19 protein-coding genes are annotated in these 22677 nt (G+C 64.8%); 3 read left to right on the top strand and 16 right to left on the bottom strand.

Annotation, left to right across the window (positions count from 1 at the left end; all coding sequences use genetic code 11):
- Positions 1 to 7: 7 nt before the first annotated feature.
- From JYK05_RS02310 to JYK05_RS02285, 6 genes are all read right to left on the bottom strand, one after another.
- The gene (locus tag JYK05_RS02310; RefSeq protein WP_206467638.1) at positions 8 to 622 is read right to left on the bottom strand and encodes a cysteine hydrolase family protein; all 615 of its coding nucleotides are present in this window, start codon (positions 620 to 622) and stop codon (positions 8 to 10) included.
- Positions 623 to 680: 58 nt separating this feature from the next.
- On the bottom strand, positions 681 to 1490 hold the full coding sequence (locus JYK05_RS02305) for a CoxG family protein (protein WP_206467637.1): 810 nt from the start codon (positions 1488 to 1490) through the stop codon (positions 681 to 683).
- 75 nt (positions 1491 to 1565) lie between these two features.
- Complete coding sequence (locus tag JYK05_RS02300) at positions 1566 to 1940, bottom strand: DUF427 domain-containing protein (RefSeq protein ID WP_206467636.1); 375 nt, start codon at positions 1938 to 1940, stop codon at positions 1566 to 1568.
- A 151-nt stretch (positions 1941 to 2091) separates the two neighbouring features.
- Positions 2092 to 2592, bottom strand: a complete 501-nt coding sequence (locus JYK05_RS02295; protein WP_206467635.1) for a carboxypeptidase regulatory-like domain-containing protein — start codon at positions 2590 to 2592, stop codon at positions 2092 to 2094.
- Between the two features lie 129 nt (positions 2593 to 2721).
- Positions 2722 to 4224, bottom strand: a complete 1503-nt coding sequence (locus tag JYK05_RS02290) for a DegQ family serine endoprotease (RefSeq protein ID WP_206467634.1) — start codon at positions 4222 to 4224, stop codon at positions 2722 to 2724.
- A gap of 186 nt (positions 4225 to 4410) precedes the next feature.
- The gene (locus JYK05_RS02285; RefSeq protein ID WP_175939579.1) at positions 4411 to 6993 is read right to left on the bottom strand and encodes a YadA-like family protein; all 2583 of its coding nucleotides are present in this window, start codon (positions 6991 to 6993) and stop codon (positions 4411 to 4413) included.
- Positions 6994 to 7095: 102 nt separating this feature from the next.
- Here JYK05_RS02285 and JYK05_RS02280 point away from each other — a divergent pair, with 102 nt between their 5' ends.
- A complete protein-coding gene (locus tag JYK05_RS02280) occupies positions 7096 to 7239 on the top strand; it encodes a hypothetical protein (RefSeq protein WP_175939578.1) in 144 nt (47 codons plus the stop codon).
- Positions 7240 to 7491: 252 nt separating this feature from the next.
- On the opposite strand, the gene JYK05_RS02275 is transcribed toward JYK05_RS02280, so the two are convergent.
- Positions 7492 to 8793 (bottom strand): ATP-binding protein, encoded by a 1302-nt coding sequence (locus JYK05_RS02275; protein ID WP_206467633.1) that lies wholly within the window; start codon positions 8791 to 8793, stop codon positions 7492 to 7494.
- Positions 8793 to 9455 (bottom strand): response regulator, encoded by a 663-nt coding sequence (locus tag JYK05_RS02270; protein WP_040051669.1) that lies wholly within the window; start codon positions 9453 to 9455, stop codon positions 8793 to 8795. Before JYK05_RS02270 ends, JYK05_RS02275 begins: the two co-directional genes overlap by 1 nt.
- 208 nt (positions 9456 to 9663) lie before the next feature.
- On the opposite strand from JYK05_RS02270, the gene dacB reads away from it, so the two are divergent.
- Positions 9664 to 11268 (top strand): D-alanyl-D-alanine carboxypeptidase/D-alanyl-D-alanine-endopeptidase, encoded by a 1605-nt coding sequence (dacB, locus tag JYK05_RS02265; RefSeq protein ID WP_241269826.1) that lies wholly within the window; start codon positions 9664 to 9666, stop codon positions 11266 to 11268.
- A gap of 295 nt (positions 11269 to 11563) precedes the next feature.
- A complete protein-coding gene (locus JYK05_RS02260) occupies positions 11564 to 12670 on the top strand; it encodes an SGNH/GDSL hydrolase family protein (RefSeq protein ID WP_206467632.1) in 1107 nt (368 codons plus the stop codon).
- 191 nt (positions 12671 to 12861) lie between these two features.
- Here JYK05_RS02260 and JYK05_RS02255 read toward each other — a convergent pair whose 3' ends face one another.
- The 8 genes from JYK05_RS02255 to pyk form a co-directional block, all read right to left on the bottom strand.
- Positions 12862 to 14571, bottom strand: coding sequence for a hypothetical protein (locus tag JYK05_RS02255; RefSeq protein WP_206467631.1), 1710 nt, complete (start codon positions 14569 to 14571; stop codon positions 12862 to 12864).
- Positions 14572 to 14687: 116 nt separating this feature from the next.
- Complete coding sequence (locus JYK05_RS02250) at positions 14688 to 15500, bottom strand: hypothetical protein (RefSeq protein ID WP_206467630.1); 813 nt, start codon at positions 15498 to 15500, stop codon at positions 14688 to 14690.
- Positions 15501 to 15859: 359 nt separating this feature from the next.
- A complete protein-coding gene (locus JYK05_RS02245) occupies positions 15860 to 16891 on the bottom strand; it encodes an L-threonylcarbamoyladenylate synthase (protein ID WP_206467629.1) in 1032 nt (343 codons plus the stop codon).
- Positions 16892 to 16924: 33 nt separating this feature from the next.
- Positions 16925 to 18121, bottom strand: a complete 1197-nt coding sequence (locus JYK05_RS02240) for a 5-(carboxyamino)imidazole ribonucleotide synthase (protein ID WP_206467628.1) — start codon at positions 18119 to 18121, stop codon at positions 16925 to 16927.
- Between the two features lie 78 nt (positions 18122 to 18199).
- Positions 18200 to 18721, bottom strand: coding sequence for a 5-(carboxyamino)imidazole ribonucleotide mutase (gene purE, locus JYK05_RS02235; RefSeq protein WP_206467627.1), 522 nt, complete (start codon positions 18719 to 18721; stop codon positions 18200 to 18202).
- A gap of 61 nt (positions 18722 to 18782) precedes the next feature.
- Positions 18783 to 19673 (bottom strand): phosphoribosylaminoimidazolesuccinocarboxamide synthase, encoded by an 891-nt coding sequence (locus tag JYK05_RS02230; RefSeq protein WP_206467626.1) that lies wholly within the window; start codon positions 19671 to 19673, stop codon positions 18783 to 18785.
- Between the two features lie 146 nt (positions 19674 to 19819).
- Positions 19820 to 20884 carry a class II fructose-bisphosphate aldolase gene (gene fba / locus JYK05_RS02225; RefSeq protein WP_206467625.1) on the bottom strand — a complete coding sequence of 355 codons (1065 nt, stop codon included), beginning with the start codon at positions 20882 to 20884 and terminating at the stop codon, positions 19820 to 19822.
- 185 nt (positions 20885 to 21069) lie between these two features.
- On the bottom strand, positions 21070 to 22506 hold the full coding sequence (gene pyk / locus JYK05_RS02220) for a pyruvate kinase (RefSeq protein ID WP_175940593.1): 1437 nt from the start codon (positions 22504 to 22506) through the stop codon (positions 21070 to 21072).
- Positions 22507 to 22677 lie beyond the last annotated feature (171 nt).

Genomic DNA, 22677 nt, shown 5'->3' with positions numbered 1-22677 from the left:
GCTGCGCTCAGCGGCCACGCGCGCGCTGGTTCGACGCGTAGATGTTGTCGCGCGGCGGCGCCTCGCCGCTTTGGAGCGCCGCGATCCATTCGTCCGTCGTCAGCACGGCGGCAAAGCGCGACTGCATGACGACCGTGAACACGCGATGAATTTCCTCCGCGCTCGCCCGTCCCGCGCGGTTTTCGTACGGCACGGCGCCGGTGGCGTCGGTCAGGAATTCGACCGATAAGCCGGCGTGCACCGCGTGCCGCACCGTGGAATCGTCGCAATTGTGGGTCATGTAGCCGGCGATCACGATGGTGTCGATGTCGTGCGCGTTCAGCCAGTCGCCCAGATCCGTGCCGGCGAACGCGCTTGGCAGCGCCTTTTCGACATAGTGAGCGCGCGGGCGCGTCGCAACCGATTCGTGCAACTCCGCCATTCTCGAGCCGCGCGCGAAGATCGGCGCGGTCGCGGGCGCGAAGTTCTGCACGACGACGATCGGCACGCCGTGCGCGTCGGCGGCATCCATCGCGCGCGAAATATTGGCGAGCGACACGTTCACATCGGGATATTCGATCGGCAGATTGCCGGTGACATACTCGTTCTGCACGTCGATGACGATCAGGGCGCGGCGCGGCATGGTGGATTCCTTCCGAAAACGTCGGGGAGAAACGCAGCACTCTAGCGCCGATCGCCGTTCAATGCAGGCTTCCGCGCTCCGCGAAGAAGGCGAGCAGCGCGACGAACACGAGCATCGCGGCCCACGCCCAGCCCGGCAGCCCGAACGGATGCGGATCGTGCTCGCGATGGTGACTGTGATGGTGACTGTGATGCCCCTCGCGATGCGCGAACGGATGCCCGCCCAGCCGATGCCGCAGCACGCCGCTCGGCGCGGCATCGCCCGGCGCGCCGTGGACCGCCCGCGCGGTCGCCCCCGCGCGGCGCGAAAACGCCGCCGACATGCCGCCGGGGCGCAGGAACACGTGACGGCGCGCACGGTCGCCGGCCGCGCGCATCGACGGCAGCCCGTGCTTCGCGCGCACGACCTCGCAGAATTCCGCGAAGAAATCGTCGGCGCCTTCGCGCAGCGCATTTTCGATCTGGCGCGCAGGCAAGCCCGCGAGCGGCCCGGAGACCGTCGCCCAGACGGTGTATTCGATCCACGTCGACTCGCCGCCGTCGCCGGGATTGAGCGCCACGGCAATCTGTCCGCGCAACGAACCGACGCCCTCGCCGCGCGCCTTGAAACTGAGCGTGCGGGCGTAGTCGCGGTCGTCGTCCTGTTCGGAATCGCCCTGCCGCGTGCGCCCGGCCGGATGCGCGCGCACGTCATACCGGGCGCGCAGCGCGCCTAGCGGCACGACCAGCGTGAGCGCGTACTCGCCGGCCGGCGTGCGCGTGAAGGATTCGCAATTGTCGAGACTCGCGCGCAACAACGCGAGATCGCCGAGCGCGTCCTCGACATGTGCCGGCTCGAGCGGCACGCGCAACGCTTCGGTGACTTCCATCCGAGCCTCCGGGACAAGAAACGCGTCTGCGTGCTTTATCGCACGCCGGGGAGCATGCGTCTGTTGGCCGGGCCGCTAAGCCGTCTCGTCGATGCGGTCCACGCGCGACGGATAGAACGCGAGATAGCCTTTGATCTGCGCGGCAGCGTCGAACGGGTTTTCGTAGCTCCACGCCGCGTTTTCCACCGGACCGTCTTCCGTCAGCAGATGATAGTGCGTGGCCTCGCCCTTGAACGGGCAGTGCGTGGTGTAAGCGGAGCGTTGGAGCCGCGCCATGTTGACATCGGCGCGCGGGAAATAGTGAACGGGCTCGTGCCCGATTTCGATGAGCGTCATCGACGCATGCGTGTCCGCGAAGGTGACGCCCTGATGAATCACGCGGCAGCGCCGCGCGTTCGGCTTGATCTCGATGCGGCGCGCCTCCTGGCCGTGGTTCAGGTCCGTGCTCATCGTGCGTCCTCCGCGCTGCGGTCGAGAGAATCGCGGGCGCGGTGGCGCCTCGCTCACAAAAAAGCCACGAGCCGGGAGCGACTCGTGGCTTCATTATGAGACAAGTTTTCGCCGCGAGACAGAGGCGGCGTTCGATGCGCGGACTACCGCCTCATTGAATACTCCAATGGAACGCGGCCTTCGCCTTGCCCGGCCCGGACACGTTGACGGCCTGCTTCTTTTCCTGATCTTTGTACTTGGCGTACACGGTATAGCTGCCCGGCGGCAGCTTGACGAGCATGTACGGCCCCATCGATTCGGTGTTCAGCACTTCGCCGCCCTTGCCGCCGACGATGCGCACGGTCACGCCCGAGAGATAATCGGCGGTCGGTCCCGTGAAGCGCAACGAGAGCGGCCAGTGCGCCTGTTCGCGCAACAATGCGCGCGATTCGTCGAGCCCCACGCCGCCAGACGTGTACGACACATCGCCTTGTTGCTGGATTTGCGGCAGCCCGCCGCCGTTCGCGTTGCCGGCGCTGCCCGTATCGCTCGTGCCGGCGCTCGCTGCATTGGCCGAATCCGCGGACTGCTGCGCCCACGCGCCGCCAGCCAGCCCGGCGCTCAATGCGGCCGCGATGACAGTCGCGGCCAGTTTGCCCGTTTTGCTCTTCATCTTCTTGGCTCCTTTAACCGATGCCGCCGCGCCACGGCGCAGCGGCGTCACGCCCGATGCGCGGTGACACGCGATGGGGCCCCGGCGAGCGTTCGAGCATGCTCCGTGCCCGCATCGCGGGTCGCTGCGTCAGCCGAGGTCGACCGGAACGAAGATCTGCGCGTCGTCGCGCTGGATCAGAAGCGCGATGCTGTCGCCGGCGTGCGAGATCATCGACTTGAGCTGCTGCACGCTCGCGACCGGCTGGCCGTTGACCGCGAGAATCACGTCGCCCGGCTGGATGCCTGCGCTCGCCGCCGCGCCGCTCGCCTGCTGCACGACGAGTCCGCGCGAAAGCGAAGCCTGCTGCTTTTCGTCCGGCGTGAGCGGCCGCACCGCGACGCCGAGCCGCGCATCCTGCGACGCGCCGCCCTGATCGCCGTTCGCGTCCGCGCTGGCGGTCTTCGCGTCCTTGAGCGCGCCGACGGTCACGGTCAAATCCTTCGAGCTCTTGTCGCGCCACACCTGCACCTTCGCCGAGCTGCCCGGCGACAAGCCGGCCACTTGCGACGGCAGCGAGGTCGAATCCGTCACCGGCACGCCGTTCAGCGCCGTGATCACGTCGCCCGGTTGGAGGCCGGCCTTCGCGGCGGGTCCGCCCGGCTCGACCGAACTCACGAGCGCGCCCTGCGGCGACTTCATGCCGAAGGAATTCGCGAGCGTCTGGTTCATCGCCTGCACGGTGACGCCCAGACGGCCGCGGTCCACATGACCGGTCTTGATGAGCGCGTCCTTGACCTTGATGGCTTCGTTGATCGGGATCGCGAACGAAAGGCCCTGGAAGCCGCCCGTCTGCGAATAGATCATCGAATTGATGCCGATCACTTCGCCTTGCAGGTTGAAGAGCGGCCCGCCCGAATTGCCCGGATTCACCGGCACGTCGGTCTGGATGAACGGCGTGTAATTCTCGTTCGGCAGCGACCGCGACTTCGCGCTGATGATGCCCGACGTCACGGTGTTATCGAAGCCGTACGGCGAGCCGATCGCCACGACCCACTGCCCGACCTTGCTACCGTTCGGATCGCCGATCTTGACCGTCGGCAGGTTCTTGGCGTCGATCTTCAGCACGGCGACGTCGGACTGCTTGTCGGAGCCGATCACCTTCGCGCGATACTCGCGCTTGTCCGTGAGCTTGACGGTGACGACGTTCGCGTTATCGACGACGTGCGCGTTCGTCAGAATGTAGCCATCGCTGCTCACGATGAAGCCCGAACCGAGCCCTTCGCTCGGACGGTCCGCGCCGGGGCCGTTATCGCCGCCGCCGAAGCCCGGCATGCCGCCGAAGCGCTTGAAGAACTGGTAGAACGGGTCGTCCGGGTCCATCGGCAACTGGTTCTGGCTGCGGCGCGCGGATGTCTGCTTGACGAGATGCTTCGCGCTGATGTTGACCACGGCCGGGCCGTACGTTTCGACGAGGCCGGAGAAGTCGGGCACGCCTGTCTTGGCGGCGGCTTCGGCCGGCATCATCGCGGCCTGCGCGGGGGCAATGACTTGCGGCGCGGGAATGTTGTTGTGACCGGCGACATAGCCTGCCGACAAGGCAACGGCGACGGCGGCTGCGACGGCGCTGCGGGTAAGGATCTTCGCTTTCATCGTGTGCTCCTGACGGATTGCAATGCGCTTGAGAAGTTGGCGCAGTGGGATGAATGAAGATTACGGGGCGTGGCTTAAACGTCTCTTAAACGATGAAAGCGCGGCCACAGGCGGCGAAGCGCCATAGAAAACGGGCGGCTACCCTTCCGGATAGCCGCCCGTCCTACTGCTCGATTGCGCTCGAGCTTAGAACTCGTAGCCGACCTGACCGCGCACGCCGGCATCGCCGCGCTGTGTGATCGACGCCGCAGCGTTCACGAGCCAGCGGCTGTCGCGCGAACGATACGTCGCACCGAAGCCCATCGCGGTATAGCCCTTGTAGTTGCCGACGCCAGCGGCGACCACCGTCTTGCCCGGCTGGCTCGGCGTGAGGTTAGGCATGGCCATGGCGGCGGCCACGCCCGAGAACGCCTGGCGCGCCGTGGCGTTGACGCTGTTCTGAACCGCGTTCAACTGGTTCATGTTAGCCGCGTCCGTGCCGTTGACGCCCGGTGCGACGTTCGTCAGGCGACGTTCGTTACCCGCCGAGCCGATAGACACCGTGTTGTCTTCGTCGGCGACGGAACCGCTGCCGATCGCGACCGAATTGTTGCCCGTCGCTTTCGAACCGTTGCCCATCGCAGTCGAATTCGCGCCCGATGCGACCGCCGGTGTATCGGTGCTCTGCGATGCGAACGCCGAGCTGGCAGCCGCGACGTTGTTGATCTGCTGCGTCAAACTCGCGACGTTCTGGTTCGTGGCGTAAAGCTGCGAACCGTTGACCGCGTCGAGGCTGTCGGAGGAGAGCGTGCCGGCGGCGACGCCCGTCACCGTGCGCGCGCCTTGCGTGCCCGTCATGTCGACGACCGTGCCGTCGTTGTCCTTGGCGACCGTGATATTGCGCGTGGTCGCGTCCTGCTTCACCAGACCAACGTTGCCGCTGGAAATCTGCTGATTGATGTTGCTGATGTCGGTCGTGTTCTTCGCGATATCGACCGTGTTCTGCGCGACATTGGTGTTCAGGTTGGCGATGTCCGCGGTGTTCTTCGCGATATCGGCGGTGTTCTGAGCGATGTTCGCGGTGTTCTGCGTGACGGTCGTGTTCAGGTTCGCGATATCGGCTGTGTTTTGCGCCACGTTCTGGTTGGTCGCATAAAGCTGCGAGCCGTTGACTGCGTCGGTGCTCGTCGCGTTCAGTTGACCTGCCGTCACGCCGGTCACCGTGCGCGTGCCCGCCGTGCCCGTCATGTCGACCACGGTGCCGTCGGTGTTCTTGGCGACGGTAATGACGCGCGTCGTCGGGTCCTGCTGGACCAGACCGATTGATCCGTTGTTGAACTGGTTGACGATGTTGTTAATGTCGGACGTGTTCTTGGCGATATCGGTCGTGTTCTGCGCAACGGCCTGATTCGTTGCGTAGAGTTGCGAGCCGTTGACCGCATCGGTGCTGGTCGCGTTCAACTGCCCCGCCGTCACGCCCGTCACCGTGCGCGTGCCCGCCGTGCCCGTCATGTCGACGGTCGTGCCGTCGGTGTTCTTCGCGACCGTGATATTGCGCGTCGTCGCGTCCTGCTGCACCAAACCGATCGTGCCGTTGTTGATCTGCGTCGACATGTTGTTGATGTCGGTCGTGTTCTGCGCAACCGCCTGATTCGTTGCATAGAGTTGCGAGCCGTTGACCGCGTCCGTGCTGGTCGCGTTCAGTTGACCCGCCGTCACGCCCGTCACCGTGCGCGTGCCCGCCGTGCCCGTCATGTCGACGGTCGTGCCGTCGGTGTTCTTCGCGACCGTGATGTTGCGCGTCGTCGCATCCTGCTGCACCAGACCGATCGTGCCGTTGTTGATCTGCGTCGACATGTTGTTGATGTCGGTCGTGTTCTGTGCGACAGCCTGATTCGTGGCGTAGAGTTGCGAGCCGTTGACTGCGTCGGTGCTCGTCGCGTTCAACTGCCCCGCCGTCACGCCCGTCACCGTGCGCGTGCCTGCCGTGCCCGTCATGTCGACGGTCGTGCCGTCGGTGTTCTTCGCGACCGTGATGTTGCGCGTCGTCGCGTCCTGCTGCACCAGACCGATCGTGCCGTTGTTGATCTGCGTCGACATGTTGTTGATGTCGGACGTGTTCTGTGCGACAGCCTGATTCGTGGCGTAGAGCTGCGAGCCGTTGACTGCATCGGTGCTCGTCGCGTTCAGTTGACCCGCCGTCACGCCCGTCACCGTGCGCGTGCCTGCCGTGCCCGTCATGTCGACGGTCGTGCCGTCTGTGTTCTTCGCGACGGTGATTTTGCGGGTCGTCGGGTCTTGCTGCACCAGACCGATCGTGCCGTTGTTGATCTGCGTCGACATGTTGTTGATGTCGCTCGCGTTCTGTGCAACGGCCGTGTTCAGCTTGCCGAGCGCGCTGTCGACCGTCTGGAACGCCGATCCGACGTCGTTCGCGGCGCCGGTGGTGCCATCGATCGAATTGGCGTTAGTCAACGCGTAGCTCGGAGCGGAAACCGAGCCGTCGGCGTTCACCGACGCGCCGCCACCCAGCGCCGAGGCAGTCGAGCTCGCAAGCCCGAACAGTTGCGAACCGTTGACGGCGTCAAGGCTCGTGCTCGACACCTGACCAGCCGCGAGTCCGCTCAGCAACACGTTCGAACCCGAGGCCGTCGCGGTCATCACGTTGCTCGCCATCGAGCCGCTGCTGTTCAGATAGAACGTCGCCTTGCCGGAAGTCAGGGCCAGCGCGGAGTGACCGGCCGGACTGCCGTTGTCCAACACCGCGTACGGTCCGCTCAGACCTGACACCCAGCTCGTACAGCCGGAAGTGGCCGAGCCCGACGTTGAACCATAGTTGTATGTACCGTTTGCGTCGCTCAGACACATGACGCTGGCCGAGGCGGGAGCGGCATGAGCCAGAACGGCGGCAACGGCGCTTGCGCCAATCACGATTCCGCGGTGCGACTTCGGCTTGTTGTTGCAAATTACTTCAATGATTTTCGTCATAAAAATGCATGCCGGGAAAACAACACCGGCGGATTCTCGATGGGTTAGGGTGGCCCCATAGATTCGTAGTCCGAACGACTCGTCTGTAACAGCGAACCAACCGGCGCGGCCTTCGACTGTCAGGGAGCCGTCGCCGATGAGAAAGTATTCGAGCCCTTCTTCGCGGAAATCAACAATCTATGGATGAAGGCATGGTATGCAGATGTACGCATGCTTCAAAGCAGACACTTCCGAAAAGATATCGAAGGATTTCGAAAATTCGGACTGCGGGCAGGAAAGCTGGCCGGCGCGTTCTGAACGTCAACAAACGATTCGAACGAGCAAACCGCCAGCCGGCGATTCCCCAAGCGCGATAGAAAAACCGTGGCGGTCGGCAATACGCCGTACGATGGCGAGGCCTAATCCGCTGCCCGCCACGTCGGTGCGCTCCCTGTCCGCGCTTTGCCCCACGCGATAGAAGCGGTCGAAGACGCGCTCGCGCTCGGCTGCCGGAATGCCCGGTCCCGTGTCGGCGATTTCCACTACCGGACGTCCCTCTTGTACTTTTATTGAGACATCCACGCGTCCGCCGACCGGCGTGTACTTGGTCGCGTTGTCGATCAGATTGTTGAACATGACGCGCAGCGCATCCGCGTCGCCTTTGACGGTCGCGGGCTCGCTCTTCTCGATGCCGAGATCGACGCCTCGGTCCTGCGCGACGAGCACATAACCGCGCACGCACTCGCCGAGCAGCGCGCACAGGTCGACGGGCGCCCGCGCGACCTGCGTATCCGGCTCCGACCGCGCAAGCGCGAGCAATTGCTCCGCAAGCCGCGTCGCGCGCCCGATGCCTTCGTTCAGATCGGTGAGCGCCTCGCGGCGCGCGGCGTCGTCCTGTGCGCGCCCGACGAGTTGCGCTTGAATCTTCACGGCGGCGAGCGGCGTGCGCAGTTCGTGCGCGGCATCGGCGACGAAGGCTTTCTGCGTGTCGAGCGCCGTGGAAAGCCGCGCGAGCAGCGCATTGAGCGCGCGCACGAGCGGCCGCACTTCCTGCGGCAGACGCTGGTCCGACAGCGGATCGAGCGCCTCCGGATGCCGCGAGTCGAGCGCGCGCGTCACGCGTTGCAGCGGCGCGAGCCCCCGCCCGACGATGATCCAGATCGCGAGCCCGAGCAGCGGCAACAGCAGCACGAGCGGCCATAGCGTGCGCCACGCGACGCCCGCCGCGACACGGTTTCGGATCGACAGCGGCTGCGCCAACTGCACCACGTTATCGCCGACGATCGCGCTGTACACGCGCCATTCGCCGCGCGGCGTCATCTCGGTGGAAAAGCCCAGTTCGGCATGCGGCGCAAGCGGCACGCGCGGATGCGAGTAGTACATCAGCACGCCGTTGCGGTTCCAGATCTGGATGACGACGCCTTCGTCCGTCTCGCTGCGCGAACTGAGCACCGACGAGAACGGCTCGGAAGGCAGCGCCGCCGCGATCTGCTGGAGCTGGTAATCGAAGAGTTCGTTGGCTTCGGCGAGCGCCTGCCGGTAGATGAGCCATCCGGCGAAGCCCACGCCCACGATCACGAGCGCGAGCAGCCAGACGAGAAGCTGGCGGCGAATCGACCGCATCAGGCGTCCTTCGCGACCATGTAGCCGAGGCCGCGCACGTTGCGGATGAGATCGGCGCCGAGCTTCTTGCGCAGCGAATGGATGTAGACCTCGACCGTGTTGCTGCCGATTTCCTCGCCCCAGCCGTAGATTTTTTCTTCGAGCTGGCTCTTGGAAAGCACCGCGCCGGGCCGCGCCATCAAGGCTTCGAGGAGCGCAAACTCGCGTGCCGAAAGCGCGACGGGCGCGCCCGCGAGCGTCACCTGATGACCGACCGGATCGAGTGTCAGATTGCCATGCCGCACCAGCGATTCGCCCCGACCCGCGTGACGGCGGATCAGCGCGCGCATGCGGGCGCCAAGTTCGTCGAGATCGAACGGCTTGACGAGATAATCGTCCGCGCCGGCGTCGAGACCTTTCACGCGATCCGCGATGGCATCGCGCGCGGTGACGATCAGCACCGGCAGCGCATTCGCGCGGGCGCGCAGCGTCTTCAGCACGTCGAGGCCGTCGCGTTTGGGCAGGCCGAGGTCGAGCAGCATCAGGTCGTAGGCTTCGCCGCTGACGGCCGTGAGCGCCGCTTCGCCGTCCTGCACCCAATCGACCGCGAAGCCGTCCGCGCGCAGCGCCTTGCGCACGCCCTCGGCGATCATCCGGTCATCTTCGACTAGCAGGATTCGCATGTTATTTCGGGAAGATTGGTGTGCGGCTCATTTTAGCCGCGCGGCTCGGCGGCAGGCTTAAACCGGACTTAACGCAACGAAGCACGCCGCCCCGCCCGCCGCGTACGATTTCCGCAAGCCGGCTTGTCTACAATAGCCGCTTCGCCCGCGCGGCCCGGCCCAGCCGCGCGGGGCAGTCTCAGAACTCACACCAAGAACGCACGTCCGTATGCCGCTCTTTTCCGCTATTCCTCGTTCACTCTCCGCGCGTCTGTCGACGCTCGCTTTCGCGGCGGCGCTCGCCTGCGCCGGACTGTCCCACGCACCGGACGCGCACGCCCGCGGCGGCACGCGGTCCGACTCGCAGAAGCACGCGCCCGAGCGCGCGGCGCGCGGCGCTTTCGGCGCGAAGAAAAGCGCCAAGGCGGAGAAGGTTGCACGCGTCGCGCCGGCCGGTCCGCTGCCCGCCTCCGTGATGAGCGCGCTCGCCCGCGCGCACGTGCCGCTTTCGTCGATCAGCGTCGTCGTGCAGCGAATCGGCGCGCCTGAGCCGCTCGTCGCGATCAACGCCGACCGGCCGATGCTCCCCGCCTCGACGATGAAGCTCGTCACCACGTATGCGGGCCTTTCCCTGCTCGGGCCGGACTACCGCTGGAAGACGACCGCCTACGCCGACGGCGATGTCGACGCGCAAGGCGTCTTGCACGGCAACCTGTACATTCAGGGCACCGGCGACCCGAAGCTCGTGCCGGAAGAATTAATCGATCTCGTCGAGCAGATTCGCAAGAACGGCATCACCGGCATCGACGGCGCGCTCGTACTTGACAAGCGTTACTTCGACGCCTCCACGCGCGATCTGCCCGCCTTCGACAGCGACGAAGCCGCGCCGTACAACGTCGGCCCCGATCCGCTGCTGTACGCGTTTAAGTCGCTCTCGTTCACGCTGACGCCGAATCCGGACGGGCAAGTGTCCATCGACGTGCTGCCACAGCTCGCGCAGCTTCAGATCGACAACGAACTGCGCGTCACGCGAGGCGCGTGCGCGGGGACGCTGCCGGCGGCGTCGCCTAGCGTCGCGCAGACGCAGGGCGGCTTCGTGCAGGCGTCGTTCATCGGCGACTATCCGCTGCGCTGCGGCTCGCGCACCATCAACGTCGCCGCGCTCGATCACTCGACGTTCTTCGCGGGCGGCTTTCTCGCGCTGTGGAAGCAGGCGGGCGGCACGTTCCAGGGCGCGACGCGCGAAGGCCCGACGCCTTCGAGCGCGCGGCTCGTCGGCACGCATCGCAGCCCGGTTCTGTCGGACATCGTGCGCGACATCAACAAGTTCAGCAACAACGTGATGGCACGCAACCTGTTCCTGACCATCGGCGCAGTGCAGTCGAAACCGCCCGCCACGACCGCGAAGTCCGCGCAGGCCATTCAGACCTTCCTGCGCCGCAGCGCGCTGCCGATGGACGGTCTTTCGCTCGACAACGGCTCCGGACTTTCGCGCGACGAAGCGATCTCCGCGACCTCGCTCGCCGACGTGCTTCAGGCCGCGAACGCCAGCCCGGTCGCGCAGGTCTTCGTGGAATCGCTGCCGATCGCGGGCGTGGACGGCACCATGCGCAACCGCCTCACGAACGCGGGCGCGGGCGGCAACGCGCACATCAAGACCGGCACGCTGCGCGATGTGCGCGCCATCGCGGGCTACGTCGGCGCCGCCAACGGCGAAAGCTATGTCGTGGTGAGCTTCATCAACGATCCGCGCGCGGAAGCGGCGCGCGCCGCCCACGACGCGCTGCTGGAATGGGTCTACGAAGGCGCGCGCAAGCCGGGCATCGAAGACTAAGCGGGCATGCACGCCGTCGCAGGCGCGGCAATCCTGCAAAACCCGCGTTTTTTGCGAACGATCGTGCGCGGGAGCCGAAGATTTCTTCTACGAAGTCGCGCCCGCCAAGGCTCGCGCGCCGTGTACGCTGTCGGAACGGCGCGTCGCCGGCCGCGCGTCTGGCTGAGCGGCTGGCCGCATCGCTCGACAAGCGCCTGCTTTGCGGCACAATGAGACGCGGCAGTGACACAGCAGTAACGCGGCCGCGAGCGCCGCGAGAAACGAATACAAAACACCGAAAACGGAGACGAGGTCCATGAAGAAGCAACTCTCGATGCGCGCCGCCGTGGTGCGCGCCACGCGCATTGCGGCCGCGAGCGCGGCATTCGCCCTCATCGCAGCGTGCGGCGGCGGCGGCGACGACAACAATTCGACGCCCGCGGGCGGCATCAAGCTACAGGTCGTGTCCTTCGGCGACAGCCTCTCCGATGTCGGCACCTATTCGCCTATCGCGGCAGCGAACTTCGGCGGCGGGCGCTTCACGACGAACCCCGGCGAGATCTGGGTGCAGGACGTCGCGAAGTATTACGGCGACACGCTCACGCCCGCGATGAGCGGCGGCTTCGGCGCGCCGCCGACCACGCTCACGGGCTTGGGCTACGCGCAAGGCGGATCGCGCGTGACCAATCCGATCGGCGTCGGTCATCAGAGCACCGACCCGGCGAACTACGCGGGCGCGCTGACGGTGCCGGTCGTGCAGCAGGTGACGAACTATCTGTCGTCGCATGGCAGCTTCAATTCGAATCAGCTCGTGATCGTCAACGGCGGCGCGAACGACATTCTCTATAACCTGACCGCGGTGCAGGCCGGGCAGATCACCGCCGCGCAGGCGCAGGCGGCGATCGGACAGGCGGCGATCGATCTCGCGGGCGTGATCGGCAAGATCGTGCAGAGCGGCGCGACGCATGTGCTGGTGTCGAATGTGCCGGATATCGGCGCGACGCCGCAAGGCGTGGCAAGCAACGCGTCGACGCGCGCGCTGCTCACGCAGGCATCGCTCGGTTTCAATCAGGTGCTCGCGGGCGCACTCACGCGAGCCGGACTCATGTCGAAGGTGATTTACCTCGATATCGTGCCGGCGCTCGCGAATATCACGGCGAACTATCAGCAGTACGGATTCGCGGTGTCGAACACCGGCACGGCCTGCAATCTACAGGCGATGGCCGCGGCGGCGCAGAAGTTCGGCGAGCCGAATCCGCAGGCGTTCGCCACGTCGCTGTTCTGCTCGCCGCAAACGCTGACCGTCGCCGGCGCGGACCAGACGTACATGTACGCCGACACCGTGCATCCGACGACGCATCTGCACGCCCTCTACGCGCAGACCGCGGAGCAGACGATCGCGAAATCGGGACTGGGCAAGTAACGCTTCGCGTTAATGCACGGTTTCGGAGCCGCCCGGGTTATAGCCTGGGCGGCTTTTTTGCTTCACGCTTTCCTTTTTCAACGTCTGCCTAAGCGTACAGACGCCAAGTCAGCGACGCCTCACTGCAAGCTGCTTTTTGTCAGTATTACTAAACGAAGCAAGCCGAAGAACGCGCCAATGCGTGCCTCCGCTTACCAGCGGTATCCGACTTGCGCCTTGATACCCGCCGATCCGCTATCGGTCGTCGAAACGCCCATCCCGACGTTCAGGTTCGCCGTCGCCTGATACGCCGCCGCGACGCCGACCCCGACACGACTGCCATACGCGCCCACGCTTGTCCCGACCCACTTTTCGCCCGCCTGAAGCATCGGAATGCTCGGCATGGAGAGAACCGTCGCCACGGCTTTGTCGGTGTAGTTCTTCGACTGCTGAACGCCGGCCGCAACCGCTTTGTCCGTGTACGCGTTCGCGCTCGACACCGCTTTGTCCGTATAGACGTTCGCTTGCTGCACCGCGCCGTTCAACTGGTTGACGTTCACCGCATCCGTGCCTTGTGTCCCGGCCGCAACATTGACGACCTGTCGTTCGTTACCCGACGAGCCGACGGAAACCGTATTCGCGCGATCGGCAGACGAGTTCGCGCCGAGCGCCACCGAATTATCGGCGCTTGCCGTCGCGTTCGCGCCCATCGCCGTCGAATGCGCTCCGCTTGCGACGGCCGCTTCGGTGGCCGCGTTCCCGTCGGCCGCGAAGAGCGGATTCGTGCCTCCCGAAACCGATATGTTCGCGATCTTATTGGTGATGGTCGACATCGCCGAATTGAGCTGGCCGACATTCACGGCATCCATGTCGGCCGAACCGGCGGCGAGGTTGTGAAGCGTCGTGCCGTTCGCGCCACCGAGCGTCACGTTGTCGAGATCGAGCGAGCCGCCCTTCGTGTCGTATCGCACGGCAGCCGGATCGGTTGCGCCGCCCGTGTTGTTCGCAATGTTCGCAATGGTCGTGTTGATGTTCGTGAGCGAGCTGTCGACGCCGTTCAGTGCGCTGCCGACATCGTGATACGTTACGCCGTTGATGACATACGACGGCATCAGAATGCTTGCATCGGGCAGCGCGGCAGCGCCGCCGCCCAGTGCCGACGCCGTGCCGCTCGCCAGAACTTTCAGCTGGCTCAGGTTCACCGCGTCAGTGCCTTGCGTGCCGGCCGCCACGTTGATGATGCGTCGCTCGGATCCGGCACTGCCGACGCTCACCACATTGCTCTGCCCGCCGTCGAAACTGCTTGCGCCGATGACCACGGAGTTATCGCCTTTCGCATAAGCATAGTTGCCGATGGCCACCGAATCCTGACCGCCCGATGTCGTACTATTGCCGATGGCCACCGACGTGCTGCCCAGCCCCACCGCATTGCTCCCGACTGCCACGGCGCTGTTGCCGCTTCCGCTCGCGTTGCGCCCAATCGCGACCGCGGCGTTCGCCGCGGTGCTGCCTCCACCGGCCGCCACGGCCGCGTCTGCCGCTGACGAATCGATGCCCAGGGCCACCGCGCGAAAGCCCGCGTTGGCGTTATCGCCGATCACGGTAGCCTGGTTGTTCCGGGCGAGTGCGTTTCGGCCGATCACCACACCGTTCTCTTGCGACTGGGCACCGAAGCCGATCGCCACGGAGGCCTGTTCTGCTGCCTGATTTCCGCCGTTCACGACTGCACCATCACCCACAACGACGCTTTCCTCGATATTGTTATGCGCCCCGTCATTTCCAATCAGGACGCCTGTGCTCGCGGAGGTCGTTCCATTGCCTTCGACGATGGCTTGCCCGCAAGCCGAGTTCATGGCCAGCCCGGCGAGACTGGCGGCGATAGCGGCGATAATCGGTTTGAGTCGGAATTTCGCTTTATTCATGCTAAGTTGTCCTTATAATATTAAACGTGTTGCGTACCTCATCGTTTCACTGCGTCTCGGTTTCCGGCGAAGGTGCCCGGTTGCAGTCGAAATATCTTGGGCGAAAGACTATTGGGTCAGTCGTTCGTTGCCGAATCTGACTTCGGCTCGAAATGAAGCCACGTCATCGGCTTGGCTCGGCCTTCCGAACATAAAAGCCAGCGGTCCGAGTCGGTCCAGTTATCGGCGATCAACGGAATTTGCGACAAGTCGCGTGCGCCGGCTTTTATCTCGGTGACGTTGAAATATTCGCTCGCGCGGGCGACGAGGTCGGGGAGCCACGTATGACGGTCCGGGCCGACAATCATGAAATCGTGAATTTCCACGATGACGTGAGCATGCCTCAGCGTGCGAAGGCAGCCTCGCGTGAGCGTCTCGAACTCGTGTCCCTCGATATCGCAAAGCACAACGCAGTCTTTGAAATCGACGCCATGCGCAGAGAGTTCATCGGCGAAAGTGGAAGTCGCGGCACCCAGAATATCCACACGGTCTCCAACGCCACGTTCACTCGCGAGATTTCTTAAGTTGTCGCGACTGGCTTCGTCAATCTCGTAACAAATCGAGCGTTCGAAGACGCCCGTCGAGACCAGACCTATTCCGTAGAAGCCGTCGGCCGCGCCGAGGTCGATAAACGTGCTGCGCCCGCGATGAACCCTGCGAATGAGTTCGCATACTTCGAGTTCATAGAGACCGACGAGCTTCGTTCCTGTGTCCTCATAGCGCCACGTGGCCCGTTCACCGAGGAAATATCCTTTGAGAAGCCCATGCTGCACGACGCCGTTCGTCGCTCGCCAAAGCCGGCGCCCGTTATACATGCGTCGCGCCTCTACCACTTCGGCACTCATCTTGATGAAATCCGGGGAGTCCAAAAATGAGTCGGCAGGGTTCATCGTGAATTCTAGTTTTGATTGCGAGCAATTGATTGGGAAGGAAGCGACTGACGCCGGTGAATCGCCTCAACGCCGACACTCTTCTGGCATCACTCGAGAAGAGCCGGCGCATTCATTTTTATTTGCAGTGCAGAATTCTAACGCGCGACGCCTGGACTTATTTAACGCAGACGCGGGTTTTTACTCATCATTGCGCTTCCGGGAGAAGTCGTCGCAATGAATAGGCGGAGGATTAATACTTCACGCCAGGACAACCGGCCATACGAAAAATCCGATAAGCACCGGATAATTCGACGGCCGATAGTATTTGATATTCAGACAGGCAACAGTTTGCTCAAAAGGCGTTCGCACGGCCGCCTTCACTCTTCGTTCTCGAACGCCGCAGCCGCCCTTCCGAGCCGATCATTCACCGCGACCCACTCGGCCGTTTCCGGCAGCTTTTCGATCAATATGCGCTCGACATTCGCCCGATCCAGCGCCCGCAGCAAGCCGTATAGCTCCCGCGCGTAAGTCTGTGGATCTTCCGGCGCCGCGACGAAATGCACGTGCGGCGCATGCGCCCACTCGCCCGCGCTCGACGGCCGCGCGACCAACGCGAGCTTCCCGCCACCCGCGCGGTCGAACGCCGCGAGCAACGGCTCGATCGACGCGAACGGCAACAGCGCCAACGGCGTGCGCGGCGCGTAATGCGCCTTGAGCGTGCCGGACGCGCGCGGCGCGGTGGCATCGCCGCCATCGGGCAGACGCGGCGCGGTGCCGATCACGTCGGCAATGGCCTGCGGGCTCACATGCCCCGGCCGCAGCAACGCCGGAAAGCCGCGCGACAAATCCAGAATGGTCGATTCGATGCCGACATCCGCCGCGCCGCCATCTAGCACATGCACCGCGCTGCCGAACTCGTCGCGGACGTGTTGTGCCGTCGTCGGGCTCACGTGCCCAAAGCGGTTCGCCGAAGGACCCGCCACGCCCGCTTGCCTACCAGTTCCTTGACGCCGCGCATGAAACGCCGACAACAGCTGCTGCGCGACCGGATGCGAAGGACAGCGAATCCCGACCGAGTCCTGCCCGCCGCTCACGGCCGCCGGAATATGCGCGGCACGCTTCAAAATCAAGGTCAACGGACCGGGCCAGAATGCGTCGATGAGCTTCTGCGCATCGGCGGGCAACTCGCGCACCCAGTAGCCGGGATCAGCCTGCGGCGCGAGATGCACGATCACCGGATGATTCGCCGGTCGGCCCTTCGCGGCATAGATTCGCGCGATCGCCTCCGGGTTCTCGGCATCGGCCCCGAGGCCGTACACCGTTTCGGTCGGAAACGCGACGAGTTCGCCCGCATCGAGCAGAGCCGCGGCTTCGTCGATCTGCGCGGCGCTCGGGTAAATGATGGTCATTGCCTAACTACTGCTTAAGGGTTGCCTGAGAGTTCAGTCGATCGCGATATGCAGCATGCGCGCGCAGTCGCGCGCCGCCGTGCGCGCTTCCTCGAGCGTCGCCGCCGTGAAGTTGATGTGCCCCATCTTGCGGCCCGGACGCGCTTCCTCCTTGCCGTAGAGGTGCAGCCGTGCCGCCGGCATCGCCACGACCTCGGCCCACGCGGGCGGGCGCGGCTTGTCGTCCTGGCCAGCGTCGAACCAGATATCGCCGAGCAGGTTCAGCATGGCGGCCGGCGAATGCTGGCGCGTGTCGCCGAGCGGCATGCCGGTCATCGCGCGGACCTGCTGCTCGAACTGGCTCGTGGCGCAGGCATCGACCGTGTAGTGGCCGGAATTGTGCGGACGCGGCGCCATTTCGTTCGCGATCAGCGAGCCGTCTTCCAGCACGAAGAACTCGACGCACAGCACGCCCACGTAGCCGAGCTTCGCGGCGATGGTGAGCGCCGCGTCCTGCGCCTGCGCGACGAGCGCGTCCGACGCGTCCGGCGCGGGCACCACCGTCTTCGCGAGAATGCCGTTCACGTGCGAGTTCTGCGCGAGCGGAAACACGGCGGACTTGCCGTCGCCGCCACGGGCGATCAGCACGGACACTTCGTATTTCAACGGCATGCGCTTTTCCAGCACGCACGGCACGCCCGACAGCGAGCCGTACGCCGTGCGCACTTCCTCCACGTTGCGCACGCTGACCTGGCCTTTGCCGTCGTAGCCGAGGCGCGCGGTCTTGAGAATGCCCGGCAGCACGGCGGCGATTTCATCGTCGGGGAGCGCGGCGAGTGCTTCCGGCGATTCGATCACCACGTGCGGCGCGACCGGCACGCCGGCTCCCGCGATGAAACGCTTCTCGGCGACGCGATCCTGCGCAATCGCGACGCAACTCGCCGCCGGACTCACAAAGGTGAGCGACGCCAGAAAATCGAGGCTCGCGGACGGCACGTTCTCGAATTCCGTCGATACCGCCGCGCACAGGCGGCCGAGTTCTGTGAGCGCCGTTTCGTCGTCGTACGCCGCGCGGATATGGCGATCCGCCACCGCGCCCGCCGGACTCGTTTCGTCCGGATCGAGCACGGCCACGCGATAGCCCATGGATTGCGCCGCGAAGCAGAACATGCGGCCGAGCTGGCCGCCGCCGACCATGCCGAGCCACGCGCCCGGCAGAATGGGGGAATTCGGGGAGTGTTGTGGGTTCATCGTGGGACTGGCCGATAACCTGTATGGGGAGTTTCGCCGACGCCGCGCACGAGACGCGCGGCCCGGCCGACGGAACGCTCAGAGCGGCGGCAGCGTCATGGCGTGCGCGGCCTGATTCTGCTTCACGCGAAACGCGGCGAGCGCTTCGGCATAGCGCGCATCCGTCACGCTCAGGATGGACACCGCGAAGAGCGCCGCATTCGCCGCGCCCGCTTCGCCGATTGCAAACGTCGCGACAGGCACGCCCTTGGGCATCTGCACGATCGAATGCAGCGAATCGACGCCCTTCAGATACTTGCTCGCCGCCGGCACGCCGAGCACCGGCACCGTCGTCTTCGCAGCGAGCATGCCCGGCAGATGCGCCGCGCCGCCCGCGCCCGCGATGATCGCGCGCAGTCCACGCTCGCGCGCGCTTTCCGCGTAGGCGAACATCTCGTCGGGCATGCGGTGCGCGGAGACGACCTTCGCCTCGTACGGCACGCCGAAATCCTGCAGGATCGCGACCGCGTTCTTCATCACGTCCCAGTCGGAACTGGAGCCCATCAACACGCCGACGAGCGGCGCATCGTGCGCATGCGCTCCGGTCTGTACTTCGCTCATTGCTTTTCCCTCGATCCGAGCGCGCCGGGTCGGTGTCGGTGCCACGGCGCGCGTGCCGACATTACGACAGCGTCTTGCCCGTGATGCGTTGCAGCGCTTCCTGATACTTCTCCGACGTCTTCGCGATCACGTCGTCCGGCAGCTTTGGCGCGGGCGGCTCCTTCTTCCACGGCTGCGTTTCGAGCCAGTCGCGCACGAACTGCTTGTCGAACGACGGCGGATTCGTGCCGACCGTGTAGCCGTCCGCCGGCCAGAAGCGCGAGGAATCGGCGGTGAGCACTTCGTCCATCAGGAACAGTTCGCCTTTGTTGTCGAGGCCGAACTCGAACTTCGTATCCGCGATGATGATGCCGCGCGTGGCCGCGTACTCGGCCGCTTCCTTGTACAGCTGGATGGAGATGCGCTTGATGGTCGCCGACAGTTCCGTGCCGATGCGGCGCTCCATCTCGTCGTAGGTGATGTTTTCGTCGTGATGGCCCATCTCGGCCTTCGCCGCCGGCGTGAAGATCGGCTCGGGCAGCTTCTCGGCGTTTTGCAGGCCCGGCGGCAGTTGCACGCCGCAGACGGCGCCCGTCGCCTGATAGTCCTTCCAGCCGCTGCCCGCGAGATAGCCGCGCACCACTGCTTCGACGAGAATCGGTTCCAGGCGCTTCACGACGACCGCGCGGCCCTTCACTTGCTCGGCCTCGTCCGGCGCGACCACCGAAGCGGGATCGATGCCCGTGTTGTGGTTCGGCACGATATGGCCGAGCTTCTCGAACCAGAAATCGGCCATCTGATTGAGCACGCGGCCCTTGTTCGGGATCGGCTCGCCCATCACCACGTCGAAGGCGGAAAGGCGGTCGGTCGTCACGATCAGCAGCTTGTCGTTGCCGACGGCGTAGTTGTCGCGGACCTTGCCACGGCCGAGCAGCGGCAGCGATTTGATCGTGGATTCGTAGAGCGTGGACATCGTCATGTACCGAAGAGGTGCCGAAAAAAGTGAATCGCCGCCACGAGCCTTGCGCGGCGGCGATGGAAAAAAGCGAACGGGTCCCGTCGCCGGAACCCGTTGATTTTACTTTACAAATGAAGCGAGCTTAATCCACACCTGCGCGCTCACCGGACAATCTGCGCGAGTTCGCCGGATTTGTACTTCTCGGCCATCTTGTCGAGCGTGACGGGCTTGATCTTGCCCGCCATGCCCTCGCAGCCGAACTGCATGTACCGCTGACGGCAGATCTCCTTCGCTGCCTCGCGCGCGGGCTTCAGATAGTCGCGCGGATCGAACTTCGACGGATTTTCGAACAGATAGCGACGGATCGCGCCGGTAATCGCGAGACGCAGGTCCGTGTCGATGTTCACCTTGCGCACGCCGTGCTTGATGCCTTCCTGAATCTCCTTGACCGGCACGCCGTAGGTTTCCTTCATGTCGCCGCCGAACTCGCGGATTTCGGCGAGCAACTCCTGCGGCACCGACGACGAGCCGTGCATCACCAGATGCGTGTTCGGAATGCGCTGGTGAATTTGCTTGATGCGATCGATCGCAAGAATATCGCCGGTCGGCTTCTTCGAGAACTTGTACGCGCCGTGCGACGTGCCGATGGCAATCGCGAGCGCGTCGCACTGTGTGAGCTTCACGAAGTCGGCGGCCTGCTCGACGTCGGTCAGCAACTGCTCGCGCGTCATCGTGCCTTCCGCGCCGTGGCCGTCTTCCTTGTCGCCCTTCATGGTTTCCAGCGAGCCCAGCACGCCGAGTTCGGCTTCGACCGTGACGCCGATGGAATGCGAGAACTCGACGACCTTACGCGACACCTCGACGTTGTACTCGTACGACGCAACGGTCTTGCCGTCCGCTTCCAGCGAGCCGTCCATCATCACGCTCGTGAAGCCCGAGCGGATCGCCGCCATGCACACGGCCGGCGACTGTCCGTGATCCTGATGCATCACGACGGGAATGTGCGGATACGACTCCACCGCCGCTTCGATCAGATGCCGCAGGAACGCTTCGCCCGCGTACTTCCGCGCGCCCGCAGACGCCTGCATGATGACGGGCGCGTTGACTTCGTTCGCCGCCGACATGATGGCCTGCACCTGTTCCAGATTGTTCACGTTGAATGCCGGGAGACCGTAGCCGTGTTCGGCTGCGTGATCCAGCAATTGACGCATTGATACGAGAGGCATTGAGAAACTCCGGGATGTGAAACGAAATCCTTCGCGCGCACGGTTCTGCTCTCTGCTTCTTGTCAGCATCTTTGGCAGCTTCCGGCCTTCTTCGTGGCGACGACTTGCGTTCGAGTCGTCCAGCGCGCTCTTCGGCGTTCGCGGACCGGACCGCGAACGCCTTGCCATGCGTCGAATCGCGCCGATCAGAAATGATCGCCGACGCGCACGATCTTCAGCGTGTTCGTGCCGCCCGCCTGTCCCATCGGCTCGCCGACGGTGAGCACGACCATGTCGCCGCGCGCCGCATAGCCTTTGGACACGACCACTTCGAGCGCCTGATTGAGCGCCGTGTCGCGGTCCATGTTGGTGTCGAGATGCAGCGGCGTGACGTTGCGATACAGCGCCATCGTCCGCTCGCTGCCCACGCGCGGCGTCAGCGCGAAGATCGGCACATGCGTCCAGTGGCGCGACATCCACAGCGCGGTCGAGCCGGATTCCGTCAGCGCGACAACGGCTTTCGCGCCCAGATGGAATGCGGTGAACAACGCGCCCATCGCGATCGACTGGTCGATGCGCGTGAACGTGCGATCCAGGAAATCGCGGTCCAGTTGCGATTCCTCGGACTTCTCGGCTTCGATGCACACGGCGGCCATCGTTTCGATGGTCGTCACCGGATACTTGCCCGCCGCCGTTTCGGCGGAAAGCATGACGGCGTCGGTGCCGTCGAGCACGGCGTTCGCCACGTCGGAGACTTCGGCGCGGGTCGGCACGGGCGCGTGGATCATCGATTCCATCATCTGCGTGGCCGTGATCACGAGCTTGTTCGACTCGCGCGCCATGCGGATCATGCGCTTTTGCAGCGCGGGCACCGCCGCGTTGCCGACTTCCACCGCCAGATCGCCGCGCGCGACCATGATGCCGTCGGATGCGTCGAGGATGCCTTGCAGCGCCGGAATGGCCTCGGCGCGCTCGATCTTCGCGATCATCTTCGGCTTGATGCCGTACGGCGCGCCCGCGATGTTGGCCAGTTGCCGCGCCATTTCCATGTCCGTCGCGTTCTTCGGGAACGACACCGCGACGAAATCCGCGCCGAGCGACATCGCCGTCTTGATGTCCTCCATGTCCTTCTCGGTCAGCGCGGGGGCGGTGAGCCCGCCGCCCTGCCGGTTGATGCCCTTGTTGTTCGACAGCTCGCCGCCGACCTTCACGGTCGTGTGAATCTCCTCGCCGATCACGCGCGTCACGTCGAGCACGATCAGGCCGTCGTTCAGCAGAAGCACGTCGCCTGCGCGCAGATCGCGCGGCAGATCCTTGTAGTCGAGGCCCACGCGATCGTTGTTGCCCATCTCGCAGTTCGCATCGAGGATGAACGTGTTGCCCGCGACCAGCATGGTCTTGCCGTTCTCGAACTTGCCGACGCGAATCTTCGGGCCTTGCAGGTCCGCCATGATCGCGACTTCGCGGCCGACCTGCCGCGCCGCCTCGCGCACCCACTCGGCGCGCTGGCGATGATCGTCGGCGGTGCCGTGCGAGAAGTTGAAGCGAACGACGTCGAGCCCGGCCTGCATCATCTGCAGCAGGATTTCCGGATTACTCGACGCCGGACCGATGGTGGCGACAATCTTGGTGGCGCGATGCATGTCTTTCCTCGTCTCTTTGGGAACGGCCGTAACCAGGCTGCGAGCACGTTGCGCTTGCAGTGATGTGTTGCTCACTGGCTGCGCGCGCGCGCCGGTTCGTGCCGGCGTCGCTTTATCGATGGGCTGCGCGGCATGAACGGGCATGCCGCCGATGGTGACGACAGGAGCCGT

It is taken from the genome of Caballeronia sp. M1242, assembly GCF_017220215.1.
GTDB lineage: Bacteria > Pseudomonadota > Gammaproteobacteria > Burkholderiales > Burkholderiaceae > Caballeronia.
The sequence above is the reverse complement of the archived record's forward strand: the minus strand, read 5'-3'. Positions and strand labels throughout refer to the sequence as shown.

Coding starts and splice junctions, on each gene's coding strand:
- JYK05_RS02310 (WP_206467638.1), bottom strand. CDS start 622: ATGCCGCGCCGCGCCCTGATCGTCATCGACGTGCAGAACGAGTATGTC.
- JYK05_RS02305 (WP_206467637.1), bottom strand. CDS start 1,490: ATGGAAGTCACCGAAGCGTTGCGCGTGCCGCTCGAGCCGGCACATGTC.
- JYK05_RS02300 (WP_206467636.1), bottom strand. CDS start 1,940: ATGAGCACGGACCTGAACCACGGCCAGGAGGCGCGCCGCATCGAGATC.
- JYK05_RS02295 (WP_206467635.1), bottom strand. CDS start 2,592: ATGAAGAGCAAAACGGGCAAACTGGCCGCGACTGTCATCGCGGCCGCA.
- JYK05_RS02290 (WP_206467634.1), bottom strand. CDS start 4,224: ATGAAAGCGAAGATCCTTACCCGCAGCGCCGTCGCAGCCGCCGTCGCC.
- JYK05_RS02280 (WP_175939578.1), top strand. CDS start 7,096: ATGAGCCAGAACGGCGGCAACGGCGCTTGCGCCAATCACGATTCCGCG.
- JYK05_RS02275 (WP_206467633.1), bottom strand. CDS start 8,793: ATGCGGTCGATTCGCCGCCAGCTTCTCGTCTGGCTGCTCGCGCTCGTG.
- JYK05_RS02270 (WP_040051669.1), bottom strand. CDS start 9,455: ATGCGAATCCTGCTAGTCGAAGATGACCGGATGATCGCCGAGGGCGTG.
- dacB (WP_241269826.1), top strand. CDS start 9,664: ATGCCGCTCTTTTCCGCTATTCCTCGTTCACTCTCCGCGCGTCTGTCG.
- JYK05_RS02260 (WP_206467632.1), top strand. CDS start 11,564: ATGAAGAAGCAACTCTCGATGCGCGCCGCCGTGGTGCGCGCCACGCGC.
- JYK05_RS02255 (WP_206467631.1), bottom strand. CDS start 14,571: ATGAATAAAGCGAAATTCCGACTCAAACCGATTATCGCCGCTATCGCC.
- JYK05_RS02250 (WP_206467630.1), bottom strand. CDS start 15,500: ATGAACCCTGCCGACTCATTTTTGGACTCCCCGGATTTCATCAAGATG.
- JYK05_RS02245 (WP_206467629.1), bottom strand. CDS start 16,891: ATGACCATCATTTACCCGAGCGCCGCGCAGATCGACGAAGCCGCGGCT.
- JYK05_RS02240 (WP_206467628.1), bottom strand. CDS start 18,121: ATGAACCCACAACACTCCCCGAATTCCCCCATTCTGCCGGGCGCGTGG.
- purE (WP_206467627.1), bottom strand. CDS start 18,721: ATGAGCGAAGTACAGACCGGAGCGCATGCGCACGATGCGCCGCTCGTC.
- JYK05_RS02230 (WP_206467626.1), bottom strand. CDS start 19,673: ATGTCCACGCTCTACGAATCCACGATCAAATCGCTGCCGCTGCTCGGC.
- fba (WP_206467625.1), bottom strand. CDS start 20,884: ATGCCTCTCGTATCAATGCGTCAATTGCTGGATCACGCAGCCGAACAC.
- pyk (WP_175940593.1), bottom strand. CDS start 22,506: ATGCATCGCGCCACCAAGATTGTCGCCACCATCGGTCCGGCGTCGAGT.